Raw genomic sequence first — 22,322 nt, 5'->3', positions numbered from 1 at the left:
AGGCCCTGCACGTCGCCAAGACGAACCCGCCGCTCAAAGGCATCGCTGAGGGCACCGACGGGTATCATCGTCCTCAAGCGACGGAAGGCGGTGATCGTGCGCAACGGCTCGTCATGGCGCAATGTGCTCGCGCTCCTCGGCCTGGCTTTCGGCCTGACCGTAGGGGTCCTGCTCGCCGAGCGCCGGGCTCGTGTGCGACGGTCGACGACGCAACGCACCATTCCGCCGATCGACGAGCCCTTGGCGGCGGCCGACCCATCGGATACACCGCTGCAGCCTCGACGTGACGATTCTGCCCCAGCCACTCCCCCGATCGAGTCCATCGACCGCGTCCACAGCGAACGGGATTCGCTTCCGGATGTGCTCGTCGACCCATCGATCGTCGTGCGTAAAGCGGCACGTGAGATCGTCCTTCGCTCTGATGGCGCTCCCGTTGCCCGCTACGCCATCATCTCGCTGGGCCGTGAGCCCCTCGGAGCGAAGTGTGCCCGGTCCGACGGGCGAACGCCTGAGGGCGAGTACCACGTGTGCGCCAAGGGCCACCGCGACGGCGGCGAGTACCTGAAGATCTCCTACCCAGGCGAATCCGATGCTGATGCAGCACTCGAGCGCGGGGCGATCTCGCGGCGCGATCACCGCGCGATCATCACGGCGAGCCGGGCGATGACACCGCCACCCGAGAAGACGGCGCTCGGCGGAGGGCTTGTCATCGGCACCGAGGAGGGCGGCTGGCCCGAGGGAAGCGTAATCGTTTCGGCGGCTGACATCGGTGCTCTTGAGGCCGCACTGCCCCTCGGCGCCACGATACTCTTGGAGCCCTGACCGACGCGAAGCGTCAGGAACCCGCTTTGCCGGTCACCTCAGATATCTCGAAACACAGTGCCGTGAACCCGGCGGTCCGTGCCGGTTCATCGAGGCTCCGGCTCACCCAGTAGGTCTCGGGATCGTCCTCGAGGTGCTCCACGAGAACGCGGATCGCATGACGCTTCTCATCAGCATCGGTGACCACCCGCATCGTACCCCGCATCACGACCGACTCGTAGGGGTGGGCGCACTCGCCCTGGAGGTACTCCCCGGCGACCACGACCGTCACGCACGCGCGGGCGTCGATGGCGATCGCGTCGAGCTTCTCGCCCTCGTGGGCCACGTGAAAGTACAGTCGGCCCCGTTCGGCGTCGTACCCATGGCTCAGGGTCACGACGTAGGGTCCGTCGGGAGCGATAAGCGCGCAGTTGGCGAAGCGGCCGGCACGGATGATCGCGTCGAGTCGAGCAGGGTCGGTGATCGCCCTGTCGTCTCGCCTCATCGTGGCACCGGCCCTTCGGCTGCCAGAGTTCGTACCATGCGCTGGACCTCCGTGACCCTCGTCAGCTGTTCGCTCGTCATGAGGCCCCCATCGTCGCACAACACGAACGCACCCTCGAGCGCGACCTCGGCGCAGAGACGCGCGAGCTCCTCGACTGACGTCTCGGCAGCAGCCGCGGGGATCCCACCGGCGGGAATCAGTCCGCAGGTGCGCACCCCCCTGAGCACCGCGCGAAGCGACCCGCTCGGCACCGCTCCCACGTGCAGGGCCACGAACCCGCAGCGGACCAGTTGCGGGCAGACCGTGCGCAGATCACCGTCCGAATGAAAGATGGCGCGCCCACCGCCGCCCGTCACCGCCCCGGCCAGGCGCCGATAATGCGGCATGAGCACCGATACCGCGGCGGGGTCCACGAGCCAACCGACGTCAGACGCGAGGTCATCGGCGATCACGTGGACCCGCAGGCCGCCCCGCAGGCCAACCGCGACACGGGCAAGGGCGGTGCGCGTGGCCTCCTCGATCTCGGTCTGCAGCGACGCGAACCCGCTCGCAGACGCCCTGATCACTCGATCCCAGCCGAGTTCCGCCGCGACGCTACCCAGCGGCCCGCCGACAACCCACACGGGCTCGATGGCGTGCTGGCGCAGGGCGCGCGCTTCCTGCAGCGCGTGATCGGCGCCGGCATCCACGAAGACGAACTGCGCACCCGCGCCAACCGCGAAGGCAGCAAGGCCGCCGGGTCCGCCGCCTTCCGGCAGCACGGCGCGAACCTCATCGGAAAGCCAGGTGACGCCCACGGCCGTGATGGGTGGGCCCCCGGACAGCGCCCGCCACAGCACGGAATCGCTCATCGGATACGCCTCTCTTCGTCGTAGGCGTTCCACACCCGTTGCGCCTGGGCTCGCCAGTACTCCTCGCGGTCGGTGATCTGCTGGTTCTCCATCGCCTCGGCGAACCGGTAGAAGCCCTCCCCCGGCCGACCGGTGTCGGCACGAACCACGAGAGCTGCGACCATGACGCCGCGCTCACGCAGTGCAGCCTCGTCCACCTCGGCGAGCAGCGCCATCAGCGCCGAGGACCGAGCCGAGAAACGGCCCCCGAAGGCGACCCGGGCGGCCTGGCCATAGGTGACGGTCTGTCGACGTACAGCAGCCGCGTCAAGCAGGTCGACCAGCGCTCCTGCGGCCGCAGACCACTCGTCGAAGGAGAGCCCGAAACGGCGCTCGCCGAAAGTAGGATGCACGTTCATGGCGGCGATTCTAACCCACGCGGTGCGGTGCGCTCATCGCCCCATGCGCGCGACCAGGACGGCTAGGTCCGCCTCGGGCTCGCCGAACTCGTATCCCTGCCCGAGTTCGAACCCCGCGTCACGCGCCTCGCCCAACAACCGCGCGGTCTCGACATAGGTTGCGACGACGGTCTTTCCCTGTGACTCGATGAGTTCGCGCAGTGCCAGCACGAACGCCTGATGTCCCCGCTCGCCCGAGAGTGCGCGGGTGGCCGCGCGAGACAACTTGACCTGCTCGATGTAGGGCTCACGAAGGAGGGCAAACACCCCGGTCCCCGTTCCGAAGTCGTCCAGAACGAACCGACATCCCAGCGGAGCCAGCGTCTGCATCCAGAGCCGTCCGGCGGCGAGGTGAGACAGCAGGTTCACCTCGGCGATCTCGATGATCAGCCGTCCTGCGGCAGAACGGGAGGCATCGATCGCATCGGCGATCTCGCTCAGCAGCTCCCGGTCTTCCAGCTCGCTGCCCGATACGTTGATCGAGATGCTTGCAGTCGGAACGGCCGCGAGCTGTGCCAGCGCCAAGTCGAAGACCTGGCGCGCCAAGCGTGGCAGCAGCCCCTGTCGCTCAACGACGGCCAGAAACTCGCCGGGCACGTGTTTACGCCGTCCCGTGCCCTCCATGCGCACGAGCGACTCGTAGTAGGCCACCGATTTGTCAGCCAGACAGACCACCGGCTGGTACACGAGACTGAACCCCTCGGAGGCGAACGCGCTGCGCACCAACGAGGCCATGCGCTCTGACTCTCCCGGTCCACCGACCTCGGGAGCCCACACCACGACGCGATTCCTGCCCGCTGACTTTGCCGCATACAGCGCCAGGTCCGCGCGCTCGATGACACTGCGCGCGTCGCCCGAGGCGTCGATAGCCGCCAGTCCACACGAGAATCCCAGGCCGAGTTCGCTTCCCCCCGTGACGAGCCCGTCAACTGCCGCGGCGGCTCGGATTCGGTCGGCGATGACGAAAGCCTCGTCTGCGGTTAAATCCTCAAGTAGGACTGCGAACTCGTCTCCGCCGATGCGCGCAGGCAGGTCCATCGCACGGACGTGCCGGCGAATGAGCAGCGCCGCGTTGACGAGCGCCTGATCGCCCGCAAGGTGACCCCGCGAATCGTTGAGCGTCTTGAGATTGTCGATGTCGAACACGAGCAGGTGTGCCATCGCTCCGCGCTGAGCCCTGCTGACGGCTCGCCCGAGGCCCTCATCGAAGGTCCTTCGGTTTGCCAGACCCGTAAGGGCATCATGACCCGCCATGAACGCGAGTCGCTCCTCGTTACGCCGGCGCTCGGTGATGTCCCAGATGATGACCAAGGCCCCGTCGACACCCTTGCGGACGGGGGCGACCGCGATGACGAGCTGGCAGATCGCGCCCGTCGCAGTGAGTCCTGAGACCTCGATCTCCTCAGAGAATCCTCGCGAGAATACGGCAGACAGCTCTCCGCGCACCCGCTCCCTCCCCGGGCTGACGAATGCGTCGAGCCAGCCCCACGGCTCAGAAGGCGGCACGCCCAACAGGCTCGACCATGCCGGGTTGTATGCGGTCAGGAGCCCGGAGGCAGACACGTGCGCCACCGGTACCCCCGCGCCCTCGAAGAACGCGGTAGCCGCATCCAGTCCTTCAGGACGCGTGTCATCAGGTGATCTCAACGGCTGTCCTCCTTCGCGGAGCGCACGAAAACCCTCCCGCGAGCACCGGGCTCATCGGGCCTACTGGGTTGTCTATTCCCCGCGGAAGCAAACACGGCCCGCCGCACGAAGCGACGGGCCGTCAAAACCGGATCCGCATGAAGCGAACCCGAACCGGTGGTGGTGGAGGTGATGGGAGTCGAACCCATGTCCACAATAGCCCTCCGGGAGGCATCTCCAGGCTCAGTCACCGCTTGGTTTCTCGGCTCAGGCGACACGCGGTGACCCACGTGCCCGCGCCCAGTCGGTTCAGTCTTTCGCGAGCGTCATACCGACTACGTACGTCGCGGCAGTCTCCTGAATGGCGCCGTCGCGGTATCGGAGACGCATACCGGTTGGCGTCGCTGCTCTATTTAGGCAGCGAGGGCGTAATTATTGTCGACGCTTGAGCGTCTTTACCCCTGTTTAACGAGGCGAGGAGACCTCGGCCTGCTTCCTCCGTCAGAACTATCATGTCGAAACCAGTCACCCCCGGATAAGGGTGGCACTCGACGTTGTCAATGTGCCTAGCGTGCACGGCAGAGTATACCCGCCTCAACTGACATGGGGGGAAACGCCGTGCGAACCGTTGGGAATCGGCGCCCTCGCCGACCGGGTTCACTCCGCCTTCGTGCGATCCCTGAGCGCCCGCTCCACATCACGCTGCTGATCGCGTTTGGCGATGGTGTCGCGTTTGTCGTAGTTCTTCTTGCCGCGAGCAAGCCCCATCTCCACCTTCACCTTGTTCTGAGGCGAGAAATACAGGCTCAGCGGTACGAGCGTGTATCCGCGCTCCTTCGTCTTGCCGATGAGGTAGCGGATCTCCTTCTTGTGCAGCAGGAGCTTGCGGTGGCGGTCGGGGTCTGCGTTCGCCCGGTTTCCGTGGCTGTAGGGCGAGATGTGAACGCCGTGAAGCCACACCTCACCACTGCGAACCGTCGCGAACGAGTCGCGCAGTGCCGCACGGTTCTCGCGCAACGACTTGACCTCAGTCCCGGTCAGAACGATTCCGCACTCGAAGGTCTCGTCGATGAAGTAGTCGTGGCGAGCCTTCTTGTTGGTGGCTATGGCACGGTTCTGCGGCTCGCTCATGCGACCGTGGCCTTCGCGACTTTCCGTATACGCAGCCACATGACCGATCCGGCGATGACGAATATCCACATCAGCGCGTGCTTGATCATCAGCGCCGTGAACAGGTACTTGTTCGACGGGTCGGCCATGTTCCACTCGACGTCGCCGAAGAAGATGGTGCGCGGGATTCCGCCCACCACGATCCAGACGATGGACCACTTGGCTATAGATGAGAGGGTGGCGTAGGCCCCGGGGAACCAGGCGGCCGCGTCTCCCCCGTCACGCTCGACGCGTCTGCCGAGCAGCCAGACGATGAGGGCGCTTGAGAACAACATCGCCGTGGCAACGTCGTGGAAGTAGTTGTTCATGATGATGAGGACCTTGGCGAACGCGGTTATCTCCACAGAGGCGCTCCCGGACGGACGAAGGTGATCTTCAAGGCGGCTGAATGCTCCTAGCGAGGTGTGAAGTCAGTCCCGGGCGCCAGATCGAGCACGAACCGCGCCAGAAGCTTCACGGCCGAGTCGAGGTCTTTGAGGGAGAGCACCTCGGTGGGCGTGTGCATGTAGCGCAGCGGAATAGACACGAGAGCTGCCGCCTTACCACCACGGGACAGCTGGATCGCGTTGGCGTCGGTACCCGTACCGCGGGGCTCGGCTCCGATCTGGTAGGGCACCTTCGCCTTGTCCGCCGCGGCAAGGAGCAGGTCGAACACTGCGGGGTTGATATTGGGCCCCCGAGCGATGATCGGACCCTTGCCGCAGTCCGCCTCGCCATGCTTACGCTTATCGATGTCGGGGTAGTCGGTGGCATGACCCACCTCGACGGCGATGCCGACCTGAGGATCGACTCCCCAGGCGCTCGTGATGCCGCCGCGCAGGCCGATCTCCTCTTGGACTGTGGCCGCCGCGACGAGGTCGCCCGCCGCGCCACCCGCCTTCTTGACCTCCTCGAGCACGCGCGCCGCTATCCAAGCGCCCATCTTGTCGTCGAACGCACGCGATACGGCGAGGTCATCACCGAAGGCCTCGAATCCGACGCCGAAGGTGATGCAGTCGCCCACCCGGACGCGCTCTTTGACCTTGTCGGCGGGCAGGCCCAAGTCGATGAAGAGCTTCTCGATCTTCGTGACGTTCTTGCGCTCGTCGTCCTCGATAAGATGAATGGGCTTGCGACCCATGATCCCGAGCAGCGGCCCCTCGCTCGTGTGCACGTGGACGCGCATGCCCGGCAGAATCGCTGCATCGACGCCGCCTATCGCCGCAAAGGCGATGAAGCCCTCGGACGTGATGTAGTTGACCATGAGGCCGATCTCGTCGATGTGACCGGCGAGCATGACGCTCACGCCATTGCGCTTCGTGCCCTTGAGCGTGGCGTGGACCGATCCCATGACGTTGGTCTCAACGGTGTCGGCGACACGAGAGAGCCGCTTGCGGAACACCGCGGCCGCAGGCTGCTCGAAACCGGACGGCGATGGCGCTTCGACGAGTTCCTGAAGGAACGCGAGGTCTCTCTTCTGCATGGATGGGCCTTTCTATCGTTTCGGGACGCCCGTAGTGTAGCGCGTCAGCCGACCGACTACGGCGCCAGCAGCTCGCCGAGTACCCCGCCGATATCGGCTCCTGACCCCGAGATACCGCCGACTCCGCTGCGCATGATCGCGCGCCGCATGCGCGGTTCCCGCAGCGCATGCGCCTTGGCCACCTTCGCAAGCACCTCGAAGGCGACGGGACGCACCGCACGCCGGTACTGCTCAGCCCCAGCCGCCCCGACACCCGCGACCCTCAGCGCCTCGGCCGCCGCAGCGCCGGTCCGTAGCGCATAGCTGATGCCCTCGGCTGAACTGGGGCTCACGAAGCCGCCGGCCTCACCGACGAGAAGCACGAGGTCGTCGCCCGCGAGGATATGCCCGGGCCGTGAGGGCCGAAGGATCGTCGCGGCACCGCGGTCCAGCTCCGCACCGGAGACCAGCCGAGCTTCGCGCACACCGACGATGAATCGCTCGTAGGACTCAAGCGCGGGCCGGCCTGCCGGAACCGCGATGCCAGCGAGCACGCGGTCGCCCTTCGGCACCGTCCAGCCGTAATGGTCCGTGAGTCTCTGGTCGAAGATCGCGCCGAAGTGCGGCTCCTCGCCCCACGCCGGGAACTCCCCCTGCAAGGCGACGTAGCGCGGTGCCTCCCGGCCCGGGAACGCTGCGCGCCGCACGGTTGATGCGGCTCCATCGGCACCCACGACCAAGCGAGCGCGAACGCTGGCGCGGCCGCCCCCCGGCGTGCCGAACGACACGACCGAGGTAGCGCCCTCGCGCTCAAGTCCGGTGAAACGCCAGCCGTACGCCCGCTCTACCTCGGCCGGCACCAGCCCTTGCAGCCAACGGTCGAAACCCGCGCGGTCCACGTTGAGGTAATGCCGCTGGTAGAGTCCGCTATCCCCGCTGACCAAGTCCAACGCATTCACGGCGAACAGCTGCGGGCCGACGGTGACGTGAGCTGGCAGGCCCAGACCCTGGGCCGCCAGTGCGCGCTGCGCGGATGGGGCCAGAAGCCCTCCGCAGACTCGATGAGGGGCAGCGGCCTCCGCCGACCGCTGATCCACCAGCAGCACCCGTCCAGCATCCCCGGCCAGTCTTGCGAGCGTGGATCCGGCCGGGCCTGCGCCGACGATGACGAGATCGTACATGCGGGCTCCCTTCGCGATGGGCACACCCACATCATCGCCACAGACTGCGGTCAGCCCCACTACGCGTTGCCAAGAGCGGGCTCAGACGTCACCGTCGCGTTGCGCGCAAGGCCTCACGCCATCTCGAAGTCCAGCCGCGACTCTGACACGCTCGCATCGACAAGCCGCACCCTCACGGGCTGCCCGAGCCGGTAGACACGGCCCCGGTCCTCGCCGTAGAGAAGGAACTTCGTGGCATCGAGGCGGTAGTGGTCGTCCCTCATGCGGTCCACGTGCACGAGCCCCTCGGCGGTGTTCTCGAGCTGCACGAAGAGCCCGAAGGTGGTCACCCCGGTGATGAAGGCGTCGAACACCTCGCCCACATGCTCGGCCATGAGTTCGGTGAGCTTGAACTTCACGGAATCGTCCTCGGCCATCTCCGCCTCGCGCTCCATGAACGACGAGTGCTCCGTCAGCCACGTCAGCTCGGGCACCATGAGCGCCGTGTTGCGGTCGGTCTCAAGCGTCCCCGTCAGTTGGGCGCGCAGCAGACGGTGCACGATGAGGTCGGGGTAGCGGCGGATCGGGCTCGTGAAGTGCGTGTAGGCCTCGCTCGCCAGACCAAAGTGGGAGCCGAGGTAGTCGACGTAGCGCGCACGCTCCAGGGCACGCAGGAGCAGCGAGTTGATGAGTCGCTTCTCGGGGCGGTTGTGCGCGAACTTGATGATGCGCTGGAACGTGGCTGGCGAAGCGCCATGCGTGTCCTTGACGGGATAGTCGAACTCTTTGAGGATCTGCGCCAGGTGGCCGAGCGCATCAGGATCCGGGTCCTCGTGGATGCGGTAGACCATCGGCACTTTCGCCCGGCTCATGTGCCCGGCGACGACCTCATTGGCGAGGATCATCGCCTCCTCGATCATGTTCGTGGCCTGCGTGCGCTCGCGGACGACCACCTCGAGCGGCGTTCCGTCCTCGGCCAGGCGCAGCTTCGCTTCGACGGTCTCGAAGTCGAGCCCGCCCCGCGCCACCCGCCCCTCGCCGATCCGCTGCGCCACGCGCGCGAAGTCGCGCACAGCAGCCTCGCTCTGAGGGTCCGGGAACGCCTCCTCGCCGTCGAGCATGCGCTGGACCTGGGCGTAGTTGAAGCGTCGGTCGGAACGCATCGCGCTCGGGTACAGCTCGTAGCGCTCCACATGGGCGTGGGCGTCGAGGTAGATGTCCACGGTGAAGGAGAGTCTGTCTTCGCCGGGATTGAGCGAGCAGATCTCGTTGCTGAGCTTCTCCGGGAGCATCGGCAGCACACGGTCGACGAGGTAGACGCTGGTGGCACGCTGACGAGCCTCGGAGTCGATAGGTGAGTCCCACGGCACGTAGTGGCTCACATCGGCGATGTGCACGCCGAGGCGCACGAGGCCGTCGACGTGCTCGATAGTGATCGCGTCGTCGAAGTCCCGAGCGTCGACCGGGTCGATGGTGAAGGTGAACCGGTCACGGATGTCGCGGCGCTCGGGTTCGGCCGCAAGCGCGCGGTCGACGTCGAGCGCGATCTGGGCCGCCTGCGCGCTCGCCTCCTCGGGGAACTCGGTGTGAAGCCCGTGCTCCCGGATGATGATCTCGATGCGCATGCCGGGATCGTCTTCGCGCCCGACGATCTCGTCGATGACGCCCTGCGCGGCCTGGGTGCGTGACGGGTACCCAACGAGACGTGCGACTACGATGTCTCCGGGGGTCGCGTCACCTATCGCGTTGTTCGCGATGAAGACGTCGGTGCGTATGCGGCGGTCGGAGGGCACGACGATGCCGATGGCCCCGTGCCGCTCGAATCGGCCCACGACCTGAGTCGTCGCACGCTCCAACACGCGCACGACGGTACCGCTGCGACCTTCACGACCGCGCTGGGATGAGGGGCGCAGCGAGACCATATCGCCGTGCATGGCCCCGTTCGTATCGCGGGCACCGACGTAGTAGTCGCCGTGCTCAGCGGCGACAAAACCATAGCCGCGCCGCGTGATCGAGATGCGTCCCACGATGAAGCCGGAGCGCCTGTTCTTCGCACTCTTGTTCGGCTTGGCCATCCGGCTCCTCCCGTCCTTTCGTCGCACCGAGTCTACCGCACGCCAGATGGCATGAGCATCGCTTCGCAACGGTGCTAGAATCTCGTCCAAGCGAAACGACCTCACGGAGTTGCCATGGAACAGCGTCGCCCACTTGCCCCCTGCCTCGTTGGACGAGGATCGTTGTCGAGCTTCCGCGATATGCTGCGGGCGCTTGAGACGATCGAGACCCTCGAGTACCGCTATCTTGTCGATGGCTCCGTCATCGACGAGGGCCGCGCAGCGCTTGTGAAGCTCATGGCGGACCCGGACTCCTCGACGATCGTGGTCAACGGGTGTCTCTTCCTCAACGTCGCCTCCTTCCGCTACCTGGACTTCGAGGCCGCGGGTGAGGACCGCTGGCGGTTCATGCTCCGCGGGGACGAGACCCTCCTCGAGCTCGTGTCGCTACCGGAAGAGGACGGCAACGGGGAAGACGTGGAGAGTCGTCGCCCTCATCTGCTCATGACCGAGGAGATGCAGGACTTCGAGAGCCTGATACTGCTTGACGACGAGGACGACGAGGACTGATCGTCAGCCCCCGCTACTTCGCGAGCTTCTTCGCCTCGACCAGCGCACGCTTGAGCTGAGCGTCCTTCTCTGGATCCATCTCATCCTCGATGTCCATCTTGACGACGACATCCGGGGTGAGTCCCTTTTTGTTGATGACACGGCTCTTCGGCGTCAGGTAGTGGGCTGTGGTGAACTTCATCGCCCCGCCGGTGGACAGACGCTTGATCGTCTGCACGCTGCCCTTGCCGAAGCTCTGCTCGCCAACGAGGATCGCGCGATCGTAGTCCTGCAGTGCGCCGCCGACGATCTCGCTCGCCGAAGCCGAGTTGCCGTTGACAAGCACGACGAGCGGGGCGTCCGTGATGGTCTTGCCGACGGCCCGATACTCGGTCTCGGGCTTGCCGCGCTCGTCAACTCGCACGATGACCCCGTCATCGATGAACAGCGAGCTTACGTTCACAGCCTGCTGCAGCGCGCCACCAGGGTTGTTTCGCAGGTCGAGCACGAACGACTTCGCGCCCTTCTTGGTCAACTCGCGAATCGCCTCGGAGATCTCGCCCGTGGCGTTGTCGTTGAACTGTGCGAGTCTGATGTATCCGACGTCGCCCTTGAGCTCGCTCTTGGTGTTGGGGAACGTGATCACGTCGCGAGTGAGCTCGACCGAGAACTCCTTGCCCGGCGTCCCCTTCTTGCCGGGACGGAGCATGGTGAGCTTCACCGGCGTGCCCTCTTCGCCGCGAACGCGCTTCACGACCTCATCGCTCGTCCACCTGTCGCGACGGACGTCGTCGATGACCACGAACCGGTCGCCTGACTTCAGGCCCCCGCCCTCGGCCGGAGTACCCTCAAAGACCTCGACGACGTAGGTCGTCCCGTCCTGCTCGCCAAGCGTGACACCGATGCCGCCGAACTCACCGGACATCTCCTGGTTGAAGTACTCGAAGTGCTTCGGGTCGAAGTACGCGCCGTACTGGTCGCCACCGCTCTCCAGCAGGCCCTGGAGGGCACCCGCGGTCGCCGATGTCTCTGAAGGCGGCTCGAGCGCCTCGGCCTTCAGGATGTCGAAGGCCTCGTTGACGTCATCGGTCAGCGCCGTGTCCTCCTCGGCCCCGACGGCCGGCATGAGCATCGCGCTGGGTGAGAATCGTGCAAACGCGTAGCCGCCGACGAATCCGCCTGAAGCAAGAATGACGACAAGACTGACCGCGACAAGGACCTTCAGCAGAGTATTCATGCGTGCTTGATGCCTTCTTCCGAGTGTGTCGGGCGCGCTAGACCTTCAGATACCTCGACATAGCGAGCCACGAGCCAGCAGCGCCGATGACGACCCCGCCTATGATCAACCACAGTGCGATCTGCGCCGTCGCGGCCCCCGAAAGAGACACGGCGAGGAAGGGCAGTGCCTCACCCAGCCTCGGGATGATCAGGGCCTGCAGACCGACCACCGTCAGAATAGCGAGGGTCGCGCCAATCAGCGCCTGCATCACGCCTTCGAGGAGAAACGGCGTGCGGATGAACCAGTTGCTCGCGCCCACGAGTCGCATGATGCCGATCTCCTTGCGGCGCGCGTAGATAGCCAGACGGATGGTGTTGTTGATGAAGATCAGGCTCACGACCGACAGCATCACGACGAACACGACCTCGATGATGCGAATGATGCGCGTGAAGGCGAAGAGCTTCTGCACGATCTGCTGACCGTACTTGAGCGACTTCTCAGGCTCGTCCGGGCGATCGGCCACCTTCGCAAACAGCGCGGCCTTCTTGATGTTGGCCACCGCCGCCTCGACCGTGCGGGGGTCCTTCAGAGTGACATCCAGTGACGCAGGAAGCGGGTTGCCCTCCAGTTGGTCGATGATCTCGGGCGACTGCTTCATGTCCTCTTTGAACTTCTTGAGCGCCTCGTCCTTGCTTGTGTAGTCCACGCCATCCACCAGCGCGTCAGCAAGAAGCACCTTCTGGAGCGCGTTGACGTCTTCGGTCGCTGCACCATCCTTCAGGAATACCTGGATGGTGACCTTGTCCTCGACGTCCTCCACCACGCTGTTAACGACGAATCCCGTGGCGATGAAGATGCCCACGAGAAGCAACGACAGGTAGATGGTGATGACGGCACCCAAAGACATGACCCAGTTGCGTCGGAAGTTCTGAAGAGACTCCCGAACGAAGTAACCGACACTAATCGACATACCCGTACACCCCTCGGTCCTGGTCGCGGATGATGCGGCCGCCCTCGAGGGCGATGACGCGCCTGCGCATGTTGTCGACCATCTCGCGGTCGTGCGTGGCAACGAGCACGGTCGTACCGGTCTTGTTGATGCGCTCGAGCAGTTTCATGATTCCAAGCGACGTCTGCGGGTCGAGGTTTCCGGTGGGCTCGTCACACAGCAGCAGCGGAGGGCGGTTGACGAACGCCCGCGCGATGCTCACGCGCTGCTGCTCGCCGCCTGACAGCTCATCGGGATAGCTGTCGACCTTGTCCTCCAGGCCCACAAGCCGCAGGACTTCGGGGACCTGGGTACGAATGACATGCTTGCTCTTGCCGATGACCTCCAGAGCGAACGCCACATTCTCAAACGACGTCTTGTTGGGCAGCAGCTTGAAGTCCTGGAAGACGCAACCGATGTTGCGGCGAAGGTACGGGACCTTCCAGCTCTTGAGCTTGACGAGGTCCTGGCCCGCAACGACGATCTGGCCGCGAGTCGGCAGCAGCTCGCGCAGCAACAGACGGATGAAGGTCGACTTACCTGAGCCCGAGTGCCCGACGATGAAGACGAACTCGCCTGACTTGATGTCGCAGTCGACATCGACGAGAGCGGGCTTCTCGGCCACGTAGGCCTTCGACACGCTCCTCAGGCTGATCATCGAGGGGCCGGTTCGCGTGGATGCTGCGACCTCAGGCACTGCCTGCGCAACACTCGACACGTCTGCGATATCACTCAAGGGATGCTCCAATTCGCGGCGACGATTCCCAACGGGATTCTACCAAAGCCGTGCCCTGCGACACCGATTCGGCCGATGGAGAGCCTGTGGATTCGGTCTGCGCGTACCTCACCCGACGAGCTCTGCGGCAGCTTCGGCTATGTGGTCGGCGGTCAGGCCGAAGTGCTCCATCAGCTCAGCGGGCTCGCCGCTCGTGCCGAACACGTCCGCTACCCCGATCCTGCGCGTAGGCACCGGGCACACCTCTGAGAGCACCTCGGAGACCGCCGACCCCATCCCGCCGAGCACACTGTGCTCCTCGCAGGTCACGATTCGGCCGGTCTTGGCGACGCTTGCGGCGAGGGTGTCGACATCGAGCGGCTTGACAGTAGCCACGTCGATCACCTCGGCCGATACACCCGCGGCCGCCAGGGTGTCGGCCGCCTTGAGCGCCTCTGCCACCATGATGCCGCACGCCGCGAGCGTGACATCGGCACCCTCACGCAACACGTACGCGCGACCGATCTCGAACTCGAAGCCCTCGCTATAGACATCGGCGAAACTCGTGCGCCCCAAACGGATGTAGAACGGCCCGGGCGTGGACGCTGCGGCGCGCAACGCCGCCTTGGCTGCCGTGAAGTCGGCCGGAACAAGAACCCGCATACCGGGCAGAACACGCATGAGAGCGATGTCCTCGATCATCTGGTGGCTTCCGCCATCCGGCCCGACGGTGATGCCGGAGTGAGTCGGTGCGAGCTTCACATCCAGACTCGAGTAACACACGGTGTTACGAACCTGATCGTAGGCCCGCCCGGTGGCGAACACGGCGAACGAACCCGTGAAGGCGATCTTGCCCGATACCGCCAGGCCCGCGGCAACATCGATCATGTTCTGTTCCGCGATGCCCACGTTGAAGAACCGCTCGGGGAACGCGTCGGCAAGCTTGGCGGTGGTGGTCGACTTGGAGAGGTCCGCTTCGACGGCTACGACGTCAAGACCCTCGGTCGCGAGCTCGACAAGTGTCTCACCGAACGCTTCGCGGGTGGCTTTGGGGCTCATCTACTGCTCACCTTCCGTCGGCGTGAGTTCGGCAAGCGCACGCTCGAGTTCGTCGGCGGAGGGGGCCTTCCCGTGCCATCCGGCCTGGCCTTCCATGAACGAGACGCCTCTCCCCTTCACGGTGCGTGCCACAACGACCACGGGATGCTGTTCGTGCTTCGCGGCGACAAGCGCCTCGCGCAGCGCGCTCACATCGTGCCCGTCGACCTCGATGGCATCCCAGCCGAACGCGACGAACTTCTGCGCGATGTGGCCAAGACACATGACCTCGTTGCAGGCGCCGTCGATCTGAAGGCCGTTGTCATCGACGATGGCGACGAGATTGCTCAGGCCGTGGTGAGCCGCGAACATCGCCGCCTCCCACACCTGCCCCTCCTGCAGTTCGCCATCACCAAGCAGGCAAAACACCGTGCGGTCGTCTCCGCCCGAGCCCCTGAGACCCGCGGCGAGCCCCGCGGCGATGGACAGTCCCTGACCAAGCGAGCCCGTCGACACCTCCACACCCGGCGTCTTCTTGCAGTCCGGATGGCCTTGAAGCATGGACCCCAACTTGCGCAGCGTCGCGAGCTGATCCCGACCGAAGTACCCAGCCTCAGCGAGCGCGGCGTAGAGTACCGGGCCTGCATGTCCCTTCGACAGAACGAACCGGTCGCGATCGGGCCAGTCGGGCCGCGCGGAGTCGTGGCGAAGCACGTCACCGAAGTAGAGAGTGGCAAGTATGTCGGCCGCGGACAGCGAGCCGCCCGGGTGGCCGGATCCCGCTGCGGCGATCATCTCCACGATGTCGCGACGCATCTGCTGCGCCTTGGATTCGACAACCCTGGCGTCGAACATGTGCTGGCTCCAATCGGCGTGGCTGCGTGGGAAACCTCGCAAGGATAGCACTCCCCTGCAGGCACTCAGCGCATCTCTTCTTCGGGCGCCGCGAGGAGTTCGGAAAGCGTCACGGCGCGATACCCCCGCCGGTCCAGCTCATCGAGCAGCAGCCTCATCGCGCCGTACGTGGCGGGCCGTCCCCAGTGGCACAAGATGATGGAACCGGGGTGCAGGTTCTTGAGCGCCTTGTTCATGCTGTACTCAGGGGTTGCGTTCTTGTAGGTATCGACGAATGACGCATCCCACAGGACGACACGGTAGCCGCGCTCGGCCGCGATGCGGTCGACGGTATCGTTGCGGGCCCCGTAGGGTGGCCGGAAGTACGGCGCTTGGTCACCGGTGATGTCGGTGATGGCGTCTTGGGTGCGCTTCAACTGCGACCGCATCTCAGACTCCGACATCTTGGTGAAGCTGTCGTGGTCCCAGCCGTGCGTCGCAATCTCGAAGCCGGCATCGTGCATCCGCTTCACGAGGGTCCGACGCGAGACCACGGCCTGGCCCAGCAAGAATGTGGTGACCGGAACATCCCTGTCGATCAGCAGGTCAAGGAGGCGCTCATCAATCGGGATCCCGTCGTCTATCGTGATCGCGACCAGCTTCTCGGCCGGATTGGCCGATTGGATCACTTCGGGCTCGACCGCGGGGGCACCGGGGTACTGAACCGCAGCCGCTGCGACGGGGTCCGGCGCATCATGGGCAGGCTCGGGCGTCGGCTTCTGGGTCTGGGTGACGGGCACGAGCTCCGGTGTCTCCGCGGCACCGGCGGCCGGTGGCGTCGGGGTCGCTTCCCCGGCGACATCTTCGAACTCGTAGCGTGGCTCGTCGGAGCCCAACGAGTTCTTGACCGCCCCTGCGCCTGCGCCAGCAATCAGGAGCAGTACCACGACGCCCGCAAAGCCTCGAACTTGGCGCTTGCGCCTCTCGGCGCTACGCCGTCGTTCGCGAGCCGCGGCGCGCTCGGCCGCCCACGCGGCGGAGTCGAAGCCCTCATCTCCGTCCCACGGAACGTGACCGCCCTGTCCCCGCTGGCGCCCGTAGTTCACACCGCACTCCTACCCAGGCATGGCCTTGAATCCCTCGCCGATGGTCTCGTGCACATCACTTATGACGACCATAGCAGTCGGGTCAAGGGTCGCGACAACCCGTTTGAGCGAGTCGATCTCGTTGCGAGAGAGCACCACGAACAGCATCCGGCGCTCATCGCCGGTCCATACTCCGGTGGCCTGCAGCATCGTGGCGCCTCGGCCCATCTCATGAACGATCGCCTGCGCGATCGCGTCGTTCTGGTCCGAGATGATGAATGCGGCCTTCTCGACCGGGATGCCTTCAAGTACCACATCGATGGTGACCGAACCGACGAAGATCGCAACGGCACCGTACATTGCCAGGACCGGCCCGAACGCGATTGCGGCAAGCAGCGTGACCGCCGCGTCCACTACCAGCATGATCTGGCCGACACCGAGCGGGAATCGGCTCGCCAGCAGCTGGGCCACGATGTCGGTCCCTCCGGTGTTGCCCCCGCCCTTGAAGACCAGCCCGACGCCAAGACCGCTGATGACGCCGCCGTACAGCGCTGCGAGCAGCAGGTCCTCGGAGCCAACGACCGGGTTGAACTGGGCGAACAGTCCGATGAAGATCGACAGACCGACGATGCCGAAGATGGTCTTGGCCACGTACGTCAAGCCGCGGGATTGGATGGCGATCACGAGCAGCACGACGTTCATGAGGAGCACCTGCAGTGCGATGCTCACCTCGAGTCCGGCGGCCTCCTGCAGCGTGTAGTAGATGACCGTCGCCAGGCCCGATACACCACCCGCCGCGATCTTGTTCGGAATGAGAAAGGCGTCGAGCCCGTAAGCGGTCAGCGCTAGGCCCACCGTCATGAGGGCATAGTCGCGTACGGGTCGGGCTCGCAGCACCCGTGAGGGGGTCAGCCCGGGCGACACCATCTCCTACACCTCCCCCGTCGGAAGTGGCCCTGCGTCATCGGCGGGCCACGTCCATTCGCCGCCGACCTCGAGGCGCGGGCGCTCGCGCTTGCCGATAAGAAACGCGAGCGTGGACTCGGCGTCGCGGTTCACGAGGCGCTCAGGGGTGATGCCCAGTTCGTTCGCGCACGCGACGGCCGCATCGAAGCGCCCCACGTGCAGCGCGTAGTGCGCATCGCTGCCGATGGCGATGGGCGCCCCCGCCTCAAGCGCCGCGGCGGCGAACTCCCGCTCACGCGAGATGGCGCTGGAACGAGCGCTCGTCGGCGCAAAGGAGTGGTCGTTGAGCTCCAGGATGACCCGGTGGTTGACCGCGGCCTCGACGACCGCATCGATGTCGAGCGGGAACTCGGCCTCATTGCCTGGATGGGTGATCTGGTCGACGTAGGGATTGGCGATGACGCGCAGGAGCACCTCGGTGTTCCGCGCGCGATCACGATCGTCGAATCCGGTGAGCGGGTGGAATCCCACCGAGACGAAGTCGAGCAGCCGGAGCAGCTCGTCCGGCAGGTCGATTCCGTTGTCCGTCCCTACTGAGGGGTTGGCCTCGCATCCCTTCAAGATGCGAACGCCATCGAGCACGCTCGGGACGACCTTGGAGTTCCAGAAGTACCACGGGTGCGCTCCCTGCGGCACGCTCGGCCCATGGTCCGTCACCGCGATAAGCTCAAGGCCCCTCGCACGCGCCACCTGGGCGAGCTCTGTGTACGTTGAGTACGCATGCCCCGAGGCGATGGTGTGGGTGTGGAGGTCGGCAAGCAGGCGCACCGGGGCTACTGCTCCCGACTGGCTGCGCCAACGGAATCGGCCTGCTCCTGGTGCACGCGCCACCGGTGGTAGCCGACCACGAACTGCTGGATGTCTCCATCAAGCACGGAGTCGACATTGCCCGTCTCAATGGACGTGCGCACATCCTTGACCAGCTGGTACGGGTACAGAACGTAGTTTCGGATCTGGCTGCCGAAGGTGATCTCGCGCTTCGGGCCACGCAGCTCATCGAGTTCCGCCTCGCGCTTCTCGCGCTCGATCTCGAACAGGCGCGAGCGTAGGATCTTCATCGCCGCGTCCTTGTTCTTGTGCTGCGACTTTTCGTTTTGGCAGGTCACGACGAGGCCCGTAGGCAGGTGCGTGATGCGCACGGCGGAGTCGGTCGTATTGACCGACTGTCCACCCGGACCACTGGAGCGATACACGTCGATTCTCAGGTCCTCTTCCTTGAGGTCGACCTCGACATCATCGGGAAGCACCGGCAGCACTTCGACGCCGGCGAACGTCGTCTGGCGACGCTTCTTCTCGTCGGTGGGGCTGATGCGCACCAGTCGATGCACCCCCATCTCGGAAAGCAGCATCCCGTAGGCGTTGCGTCCATGAACCGTGAACACCGCACGATCGATACCCAACTCGACTCCGGCGGGCGCGTCGTGAAGGTCAAGCTTCCACTTCTTGCGCTCGCAGTACTTCGTGTACATGCGGAGCAGCATCTCGGCCCAGTCCTGGGCCTCGAGGCCACCTTGGCCCGGAGTGATGGTGAGTATGGCGTCACCGGGGTCGAACTCGCCAGTGAACCAGCTAGCTACCTCAAGACCGTCGACGCGGCCCGCCGCATCCAACAGCATCGAGTCGATCTCGGTGGCCAGATCCTCGTCTCCTGCGTCCATGGCGAGTTCGTTGGCGACCTCAGCATCATCAAGCACCGCCACTACCGACTCGTAGGTCTCGATCTCGTCGCGCAGACCAGCGGCATGAGCCATGACGGTCTGCGCCTTGGACTGGTCGTCCCAGAAGTCCGGCGCCGCGCTGTTCTCCTCGAGGACCGCAAGATCGCCGCGCTTGGCGTCGATGTGCAGGTACTCAGCCATGCGCTCGACGCGGGAGCGCAATGCGGCGATGTCTTGTGTCCGGTCGTTGACCATGGCTGTCGACTACGCCCCTGCTCCGTGGCACTTCTTGTACTTCTTCCCACTGCCGCAGGGGCACGGGTCGTTTCGCCCGACATCGGCGAAGGGGTCTTGCTTGTCCTTCACCACGGTAGCGGCCTTGCTGGTGCCACCAGCCACAGCGGCAGCGGCGGCGATGGCGTCGGGCGACGGCGCATCGACGCCAACCGCGGCGGCTGCACCGGCAGCCGTCGCAAATATCGACGACTCGCTGGGTGCCGAGTAGTTCACGTTGCTGAGCACGGGAGCCTGCTCCGGCTCCGGCTCAAACGCCACCTGCATGTGCATGATGGTGCGCAGGAAGTCCTCGTTCACGCCCTGGACCATCGCGGAGAACATGTCGTAGGCCTCGTTCTTGTACTCGACCTTCGGATCGCGCTGGCCCATCGCTCGCAGTCCGATTCCCTCCTTGAGATAGTCCATCTCCTGGAGGTGCTCCATCCAGCGCGCATCGATGATCCGCAGCATGATGTGCCGCTCGAGCTCGCGCAGTTGGTCGGGGCCGATCTCGGACTCCTTGTTGGCGTACGCCCCGAGCACGATCTCACTGAGGGACTCCGCCAACAGGTGCGGGTTGTCCACGTCGCCGCGGGCGGCCTCGATCGGCTCGGACCCCATGCCGGTCAGGTCGTGGAACCACAGCTCGAGCGTGTCCCAGTCCCACTCCTCCGAATAGGTGCGCTCCGGACAGAACGTGAGCACATTGGAGGCGATGACGTCCCCGATGAGCTCTTCGACCCGCTCGTGTATGTCTTTACCGTCAAGCACGCGCTGGCGCTCTGCATAGATGACCTCGCGCTGCTTGTTCATCACGTCGTCGTAGTCAAGAACGTGCTTTCTGGCCGAGAAGTTCATCGCCTCGATCTGGCGCTGCGCGCTCTCGACGGCCTTGGAGACCATGCCAGCCTGGATGGGCATGTCGTCAGGGATGTCGGCCTTAGCCATGAACGCCGAGATCCGGTCCATCCGACCGCCTCCGAAGAGGCGCATGAGATCGTCCTCCAAAGAGAGGTAGAACTGCGAGACACCGGGGTCTCCCTGGCGACCGGAGCGACCGCGCAACTGGTTGTCGATGCGTCGCGACTCGTGGCGCTCAGTGCCGAGCACGGCGAGCCCTCCCGCACCCACGACGGCCTCATGCTCATCCGCACAGATGCGCTTGGCCGCCTCCAGTGCATCGGCCCGCTGCTCTTCAGTGGCATCCTCGGGCTGCACTCCGCGCTCTCTGACGATGTCCTCCCAGAGGAACTCGGGGTTGCCGCCGAGGATGATGTCGGTGCCTCGTCCCGCCATGTTCGTGGCGATCGTGACCGCCCCGAGGCGTCCTGCCTGAGCGACGATGAGCGCTTCCTGCTCGTGGAACTTCGCGTTGAGCACGTTGTGCTTCACGCCTTGCTTGGTCAGGAGACGCGAGAGTCGCTCGGAGTTCTCGATTGAGATCGTGCCCACCAGGCACGGCTGCCCGGCCTCATGGCGCTCAGCGATATCCTCGACGACAGCATCAAACTTCGCCGGGACCGTGCGATAGACGAGATCGTTGCGGTCGTCACGGACCATCGGCTGGTTCGTCGGAACGACCATGACGGGCAGCTTGTAGATCTCGCGGAACTCCTTGTCCTCGGTCACGGCGGTGCCGGTCATGCCCGAGAGCTTCTCGTACATGCGGAAGTAGTTCTGCAGCGTGATGGTCGCAAGCGTCTGGTTCTCCTCGCGCACGTGCACGCGTTCCTTGGCCTCGAGCGCTTGGTGGAGACCCTCTGAGTAGCGGCGCCCATACATGAGGCGACCGGTGAACTCGTCCACGATGAGGACCTCGCCGTCCTTGACCACGTAGTCGACGTCCAACTTGAACAGGAACTGCGCCTTCAGGGCCTGCTGGAGGTGGTTCACCATCTGGCCCGAGGGGTCCATATAGATGTCCTCGATGCCCAGCGCCTGCTCCGCCTTCTTGATTCCCGCCTCGGTCGGCGCGACCGTGCGCTTCGCCTCATCAAGATCGAAGTCCACACCCTCGCGCATCCGAGGGATCATCTTGGCGAAATCCTTGTACGCGTCAGCGGACCTGGTACCGGCGCCAGAGATGATGAGCGGGGTACGCGCCTCGTCGATGAGAATCGAGTCGACTTCATCGACCACGGCGAAGTGATGACCGCGCTGCGCGCGATCGCGCGGGGCTACGACCATGTTGTCGCGGAGATAGTCGAACCCGAACTCCGCGTTCGTTCCGTAGGTGATGTCGGCACGGTACGAAGGAACTCGGCGCGACGGATCCATCTGCGACTGGATGAGCCCGACATCCATGCCGAGCGCAGCGTACGCACGACCCATCCACTCGCTATCGCGCTTGGCGAGGTAGTCGTTGACGGTGACCACGTGGACGCCCTCGCCACGCAAGGCGTTGAGGTAGCCCGCGAGCGTCGAAACGAGGGTCTTGCCTTCTCCGGTCTTCATCTCGGCGATCATGCCGTCGTTGAGCACCATTCCGCCGATGAGCTGAACGTCGAAATGGCGCATCCCCAGTGCACGCTTCGATGCCTCACGCATCGCGGCGAACGCCTCGGGAAGCAGAGATGACAGGTCCTCCCCGCGATCGACTCGCTGGCGAAACGCAACGGTCTTGGCTGCCAGAGCCGCGTCATCGAGCTCCGCGACTTCGGGCTCGAGTTCGTTGACCTGGGCGACCAGGCCCTCGTACCCGCGAATCTGCTTGCCCTCACCGAGAGTGAGGAGCTTCTGCAGGATGTTCACCATGGTTACTGCGCTTTCTTGAGAGGGGTTGGGGGGCGCGAAAGCCCTGCAGATTCTAGCACAGGGATGCCGGGCGCCTGGGGCCTCCACAGGCTCCACACGGAGCCAAATCCACCCCTGAGCGGAGCCGGACCAATAGGTCATCCGACCCCGCCCCGGGGGAAGCCACGCAAGACTCCTTGGGTTCGAACGGGTACT

At 65.1% G+C, this 22,322-nt stretch carries 21 protein-coding genes and 1 other RNA gene; 2 read left to right on the top strand and 20 right to left on the bottom strand.

The window, feature by feature from the left end; genetic code table 11:
• Positions 1-90 precede the first annotated feature (90 nt).
• A complete protein-coding gene (locus U1E26_09455; GenBank protein MDZ4169868.1) occupies positions 91-822 on the top strand; it encodes a hypothetical protein in 732 nt (243 codons plus the stop codon).
• Positions 823-835: 13 nt separating this feature from the next.
• On the opposite strand, the gene U1E26_09450 is transcribed toward U1E26_09455, so the two are convergent.
• The 10 genes from U1E26_09450 to rnr form a co-directional block, all read right to left on the bottom strand.
• A complete protein-coding gene (locus U1E26_09450) occupies positions 836-1,306 on the bottom strand; it encodes a pyridoxamine 5'-phosphate oxidase family protein (protein ID MDZ4169867.1) in 471 nt (156 codons plus the stop codon).
• Positions 1,303-2,157 carry a hypothetical protein gene (locus tag U1E26_09445; GenBank protein MDZ4169866.1) on the bottom strand — a complete coding sequence of 285 codons (855 nt, stop codon included), beginning with the start codon at positions 2,155-2,157 and terminating at the stop codon, positions 1,303-1,305. Before U1E26_09445 ends, U1E26_09450 begins: the two co-directional genes overlap by 4 nt.
• Entirely contained in the window at positions 2,154-2,555 is a 402-nt protein-coding gene (locus U1E26_09440; GenBank protein MDZ4169865.1) for a hypothetical protein, read from the bottom strand. The genes U1E26_09445 and U1E26_09440 overlap by 4 nt, the downstream gene beginning before the upstream one ends.
• Before the next feature lie 33 nt (positions 2,556-2,588).
• Positions 2,589-4,241: an EAL domain-containing protein gene (locus U1E26_09435; protein ID MDZ4169864.1), complete on the bottom strand. Its 1,653-nt coding sequence runs from the start codon at positions 4,239-4,241 to the stop codon at positions 2,589-2,591.
• A gap of 160 nt (positions 4,242-4,401) precedes the next feature.
• Positions 4,402-4,753: a transfer-messenger RNA gene (gene ssrA / locus U1E26_09430) on the bottom strand.
• Between the two features lie 124 nt (positions 4,754-4,877).
• Complete coding sequence (gene smpB, locus U1E26_09425; protein MDZ4169863.1) at positions 4,878-5,351, bottom strand: SsrA-binding protein SmpB; 474 nt, start codon at positions 5,349-5,351, stop codon at positions 4,878-4,880.
• Positions 5,348-5,734 (bottom strand): hypothetical protein, encoded by a 387-nt coding sequence (locus U1E26_09420; protein MDZ4169862.1) that lies wholly within the window; start codon positions 5,732-5,734, stop codon positions 5,348-5,350. The genes smpB and U1E26_09420 overlap by 4 nt, the downstream gene beginning before the upstream one ends.
• A gap of 50 nt (positions 5,735-5,784) precedes the next feature.
• Positions 5,785-6,852 (bottom strand): M42 family metallopeptidase, encoded by a 1,068-nt coding sequence (locus tag U1E26_09415; GenBank protein MDZ4169861.1) that lies wholly within the window; start codon positions 6,850-6,852, stop codon positions 5,785-5,787.
• A gap of 56 nt (positions 6,853-6,908) precedes the next feature.
• A complete protein-coding gene (locus U1E26_09410; protein ID MDZ4169860.1) occupies positions 6,909-8,012 on the bottom strand; it encodes a hypothetical protein in 1,104 nt (367 codons plus the stop codon).
• A gap of 113 nt (positions 8,013-8,125) precedes the next feature.
• Positions 8,126-10,171 carry a ribonuclease R gene (rnr, locus tag U1E26_09405; protein ID MDZ4169859.1) on the bottom strand — a complete coding sequence of 682 codons (2,046 nt, stop codon included), beginning with the start codon at positions 10,169-10,171 and terminating at the stop codon, positions 8,126-8,128.
• 9 nt (positions 10,172-10,180) lie between these two features.
• Here rnr and U1E26_09400 point away from each other — a divergent pair, with 9 nt between their 5' ends.
• Entirely contained in the window at positions 10,181-10,615 is a 435-nt protein-coding gene (locus U1E26_09400) for a hypothetical protein (GenBank protein MDZ4169858.1), read from the top strand.
• Positions 10,616-10,628: 13 nt separating this feature from the next.
• Here U1E26_09400 and U1E26_09395 read toward each other — a convergent pair whose 3' ends face one another.
• The 10 genes from U1E26_09395 to secA all read right to left on the bottom strand — a co-directional run bounded on the left by U1E26_09395 (position 10,629) and on the right by secA (position 22,127).
• The gene (locus U1E26_09395) at positions 10,629-11,831 is read right to left on the bottom strand and encodes a S41 family peptidase (GenBank protein MDZ4169857.1); all 1,203 of its coding nucleotides are present in this window, start codon (positions 11,829-11,831) and stop codon (positions 10,629-10,631) included.
• Between the two features lie 37 nt (positions 11,832-11,868).
• On the bottom strand, positions 11,869-12,783 hold the full coding sequence (ftsX, locus tag U1E26_09390; protein MDZ4169856.1) for a permease-like cell division protein FtsX: 915 nt from the start codon (positions 12,781-12,783) through the stop codon (positions 11,869-11,871).
• Entirely contained in the window at positions 12,773-13,459 is a 687-nt protein-coding gene (gene ftsE / locus U1E26_09385) for a cell division ATP-binding protein FtsE (protein MDZ4169855.1), read from the bottom strand. Before ftsE ends, ftsX begins: the two co-directional genes overlap by 11 nt.
• Before the next feature lie 186 nt (positions 13,460-13,645).
• Positions 13,646-14,575, bottom strand: coding sequence for a transketolase family protein (locus U1E26_09380; protein MDZ4169854.1), 930 nt, complete (start codon positions 14,573-14,575; stop codon positions 13,646-13,648).
• Positions 14,576-15,409 (bottom strand): transketolase, encoded by an 834-nt coding sequence (locus U1E26_09375; protein ID MDZ4169853.1) that lies wholly within the window; start codon positions 15,407-15,409, stop codon positions 14,576-14,578.
• 65 nt (positions 15,410-15,474) lie between these two features.
• Entirely contained in the window at positions 15,475-16,494 is a 1,020-nt protein-coding gene (locus U1E26_09370; GenBank protein ID MDZ4169852.1) for a polysaccharide deacetylase family protein, read from the bottom strand.
• A 9-nt stretch (positions 16,495-16,503) separates the two neighbouring features.
• Positions 16,504-17,400, bottom strand: coding sequence for a YitT family protein (locus tag U1E26_09365; protein ID MDZ4169851.1), 897 nt, complete (start codon positions 17,398-17,400; stop codon positions 16,504-16,506).
• Between the two features lie 3 nt (positions 17,401-17,403).
• Positions 17,404-18,207 (bottom strand): PHP domain-containing protein, encoded by an 804-nt coding sequence (locus tag U1E26_09360; GenBank protein MDZ4169850.1) that lies wholly within the window; start codon positions 18,205-18,207, stop codon positions 17,404-17,406.
• 5 nt (positions 18,208-18,212) lie between these two features.
• Positions 18,213-19,352: a peptide chain release factor 2 gene (gene prfB, locus U1E26_09355; protein ID MDZ4169849.1), complete on the bottom strand. Its 1,140-nt coding sequence runs from the start codon at positions 19,350-19,352 to the stop codon at positions 18,213-18,215.
• A 9-nt stretch (positions 19,353-19,361) separates the two neighbouring features.
• On the bottom strand, positions 19,362-22,127 hold the full coding sequence (gene secA / locus U1E26_09350) for a preprotein translocase subunit SecA (protein ID MDZ4169848.1): 2,766 nt from the start codon (positions 22,125-22,127) through the stop codon (positions 19,362-19,364).
• Positions 22,128-22,322: the final 195 nt, after the last annotated feature.

This window comes from Coriobacteriia bacterium, assembly GCA_034370385.1.
Taxonomy (GTDB): domain Bacteria; phylum Actinomycetota; class Coriobacteriia; order Anaerosomatales; family PHET01; genus JAXMKZ01.
The sequence above is the reverse complement of the archived record's forward strand: the minus strand, read 5'-3'. Positions and strand labels throughout refer to the sequence as shown.

What these genes read in the sequence shown, in the direction of transcription:
- U1E26_09410 (MDZ4169860.1), bottom strand. Translation starts at nt 8,012, where the DNA reads ATGTACGATCTCGTCATCGTCGGCGCAGGCCCGGCCGGATCCACGCTC.
- U1E26_09365 (MDZ4169851.1), bottom strand. Translation starts at nt 17,400, where the DNA reads ATGGTGTCGCCCGGGCTGACCCCCTCACGGGTGCTGCGAGCCCGACCC.
- prfB (MDZ4169849.1), bottom strand. Translation starts at nt 19,352, where the DNA reads ATGGTCAACGACCGGACACAAGACATCGCCGCATTGCGCTCCCGCGTC.
- smpB (MDZ4169863.1), bottom strand. Translation starts at nt 5,351, where the DNA reads ATGAGCGAGCCGCAGAACCGTGCCATAGCCACCAACAAGAAGGCTCGC.
- U1E26_09380 (MDZ4169854.1), bottom strand. Translation starts at nt 14,575, where the DNA reads ATGAGCCCCAAAGCCACCCGCGAAGCGTTCGGTGAGACACTTGTCGAG.
- U1E26_09395 (MDZ4169857.1), bottom strand. Translation starts at nt 11,831, where the DNA reads ATGAATACTCTGCTGAAGGTCCTTGTCGCGGTCAGTCTTGTCGTCATT.
- U1E26_09440 (MDZ4169865.1), bottom strand. Translation starts at nt 2,555, where the DNA reads ATGAACGTGCATCCTACTTTCGGCGAGCGCCGTTTCGGGCTCTCCTTC.
- U1E26_09450 (MDZ4169867.1), bottom strand. Translation starts at nt 1,306, where the DNA reads ATGAGGCGAGACGACAGGGCGATCACCGACCCTGCTCGACTCGACGCG.
- U1E26_09445 (MDZ4169866.1), bottom strand. Translation starts at nt 2,157, where the DNA reads ATGAGCGATTCCGTGCTGTGGCGGGCGCTGTCCGGGGGCCCACCCATC.
- secA (MDZ4169848.1), bottom strand. Translation starts at nt 22,127, where the DNA reads ATGGTGAACATCCTGCAGAAGCTCCTCACTCTCGGTGAGGGCAAGCAG.
- ftsX (MDZ4169856.1), bottom strand. Translation starts at nt 12,783, where the DNA reads ATGTCGATTAGTGTCGGTTACTTCGTTCGGGAGTCTCTTCAGAACTTC.
- U1E26_09375 (MDZ4169853.1), bottom strand. Translation starts at nt 15,409, where the DNA reads ATGTTCGACGCCAGGGTTGTCGAATCCAAGGCGCAGCAGATGCGTCGC.
- U1E26_09400 (MDZ4169858.1), top strand. Translation starts at nt 10,181, where the DNA reads ATGGAACAGCGTCGCCCACTTGCCCCCTGCCTCGTTGGACGAGGATCG.
- U1E26_09415 (MDZ4169861.1), bottom strand. Translation starts at nt 6,852, where the DNA reads ATGCAGAAGAGAGACCTCGCGTTCCTTCAGGAACTCGTCGAAGCGCCA.
- ftsE (MDZ4169855.1), bottom strand. Translation starts at nt 13,459, where the DNA reads ATGATCAGCCTGAGGAGCGTGTCGAAGGCCTACGTGGCCGAGAAGCCC.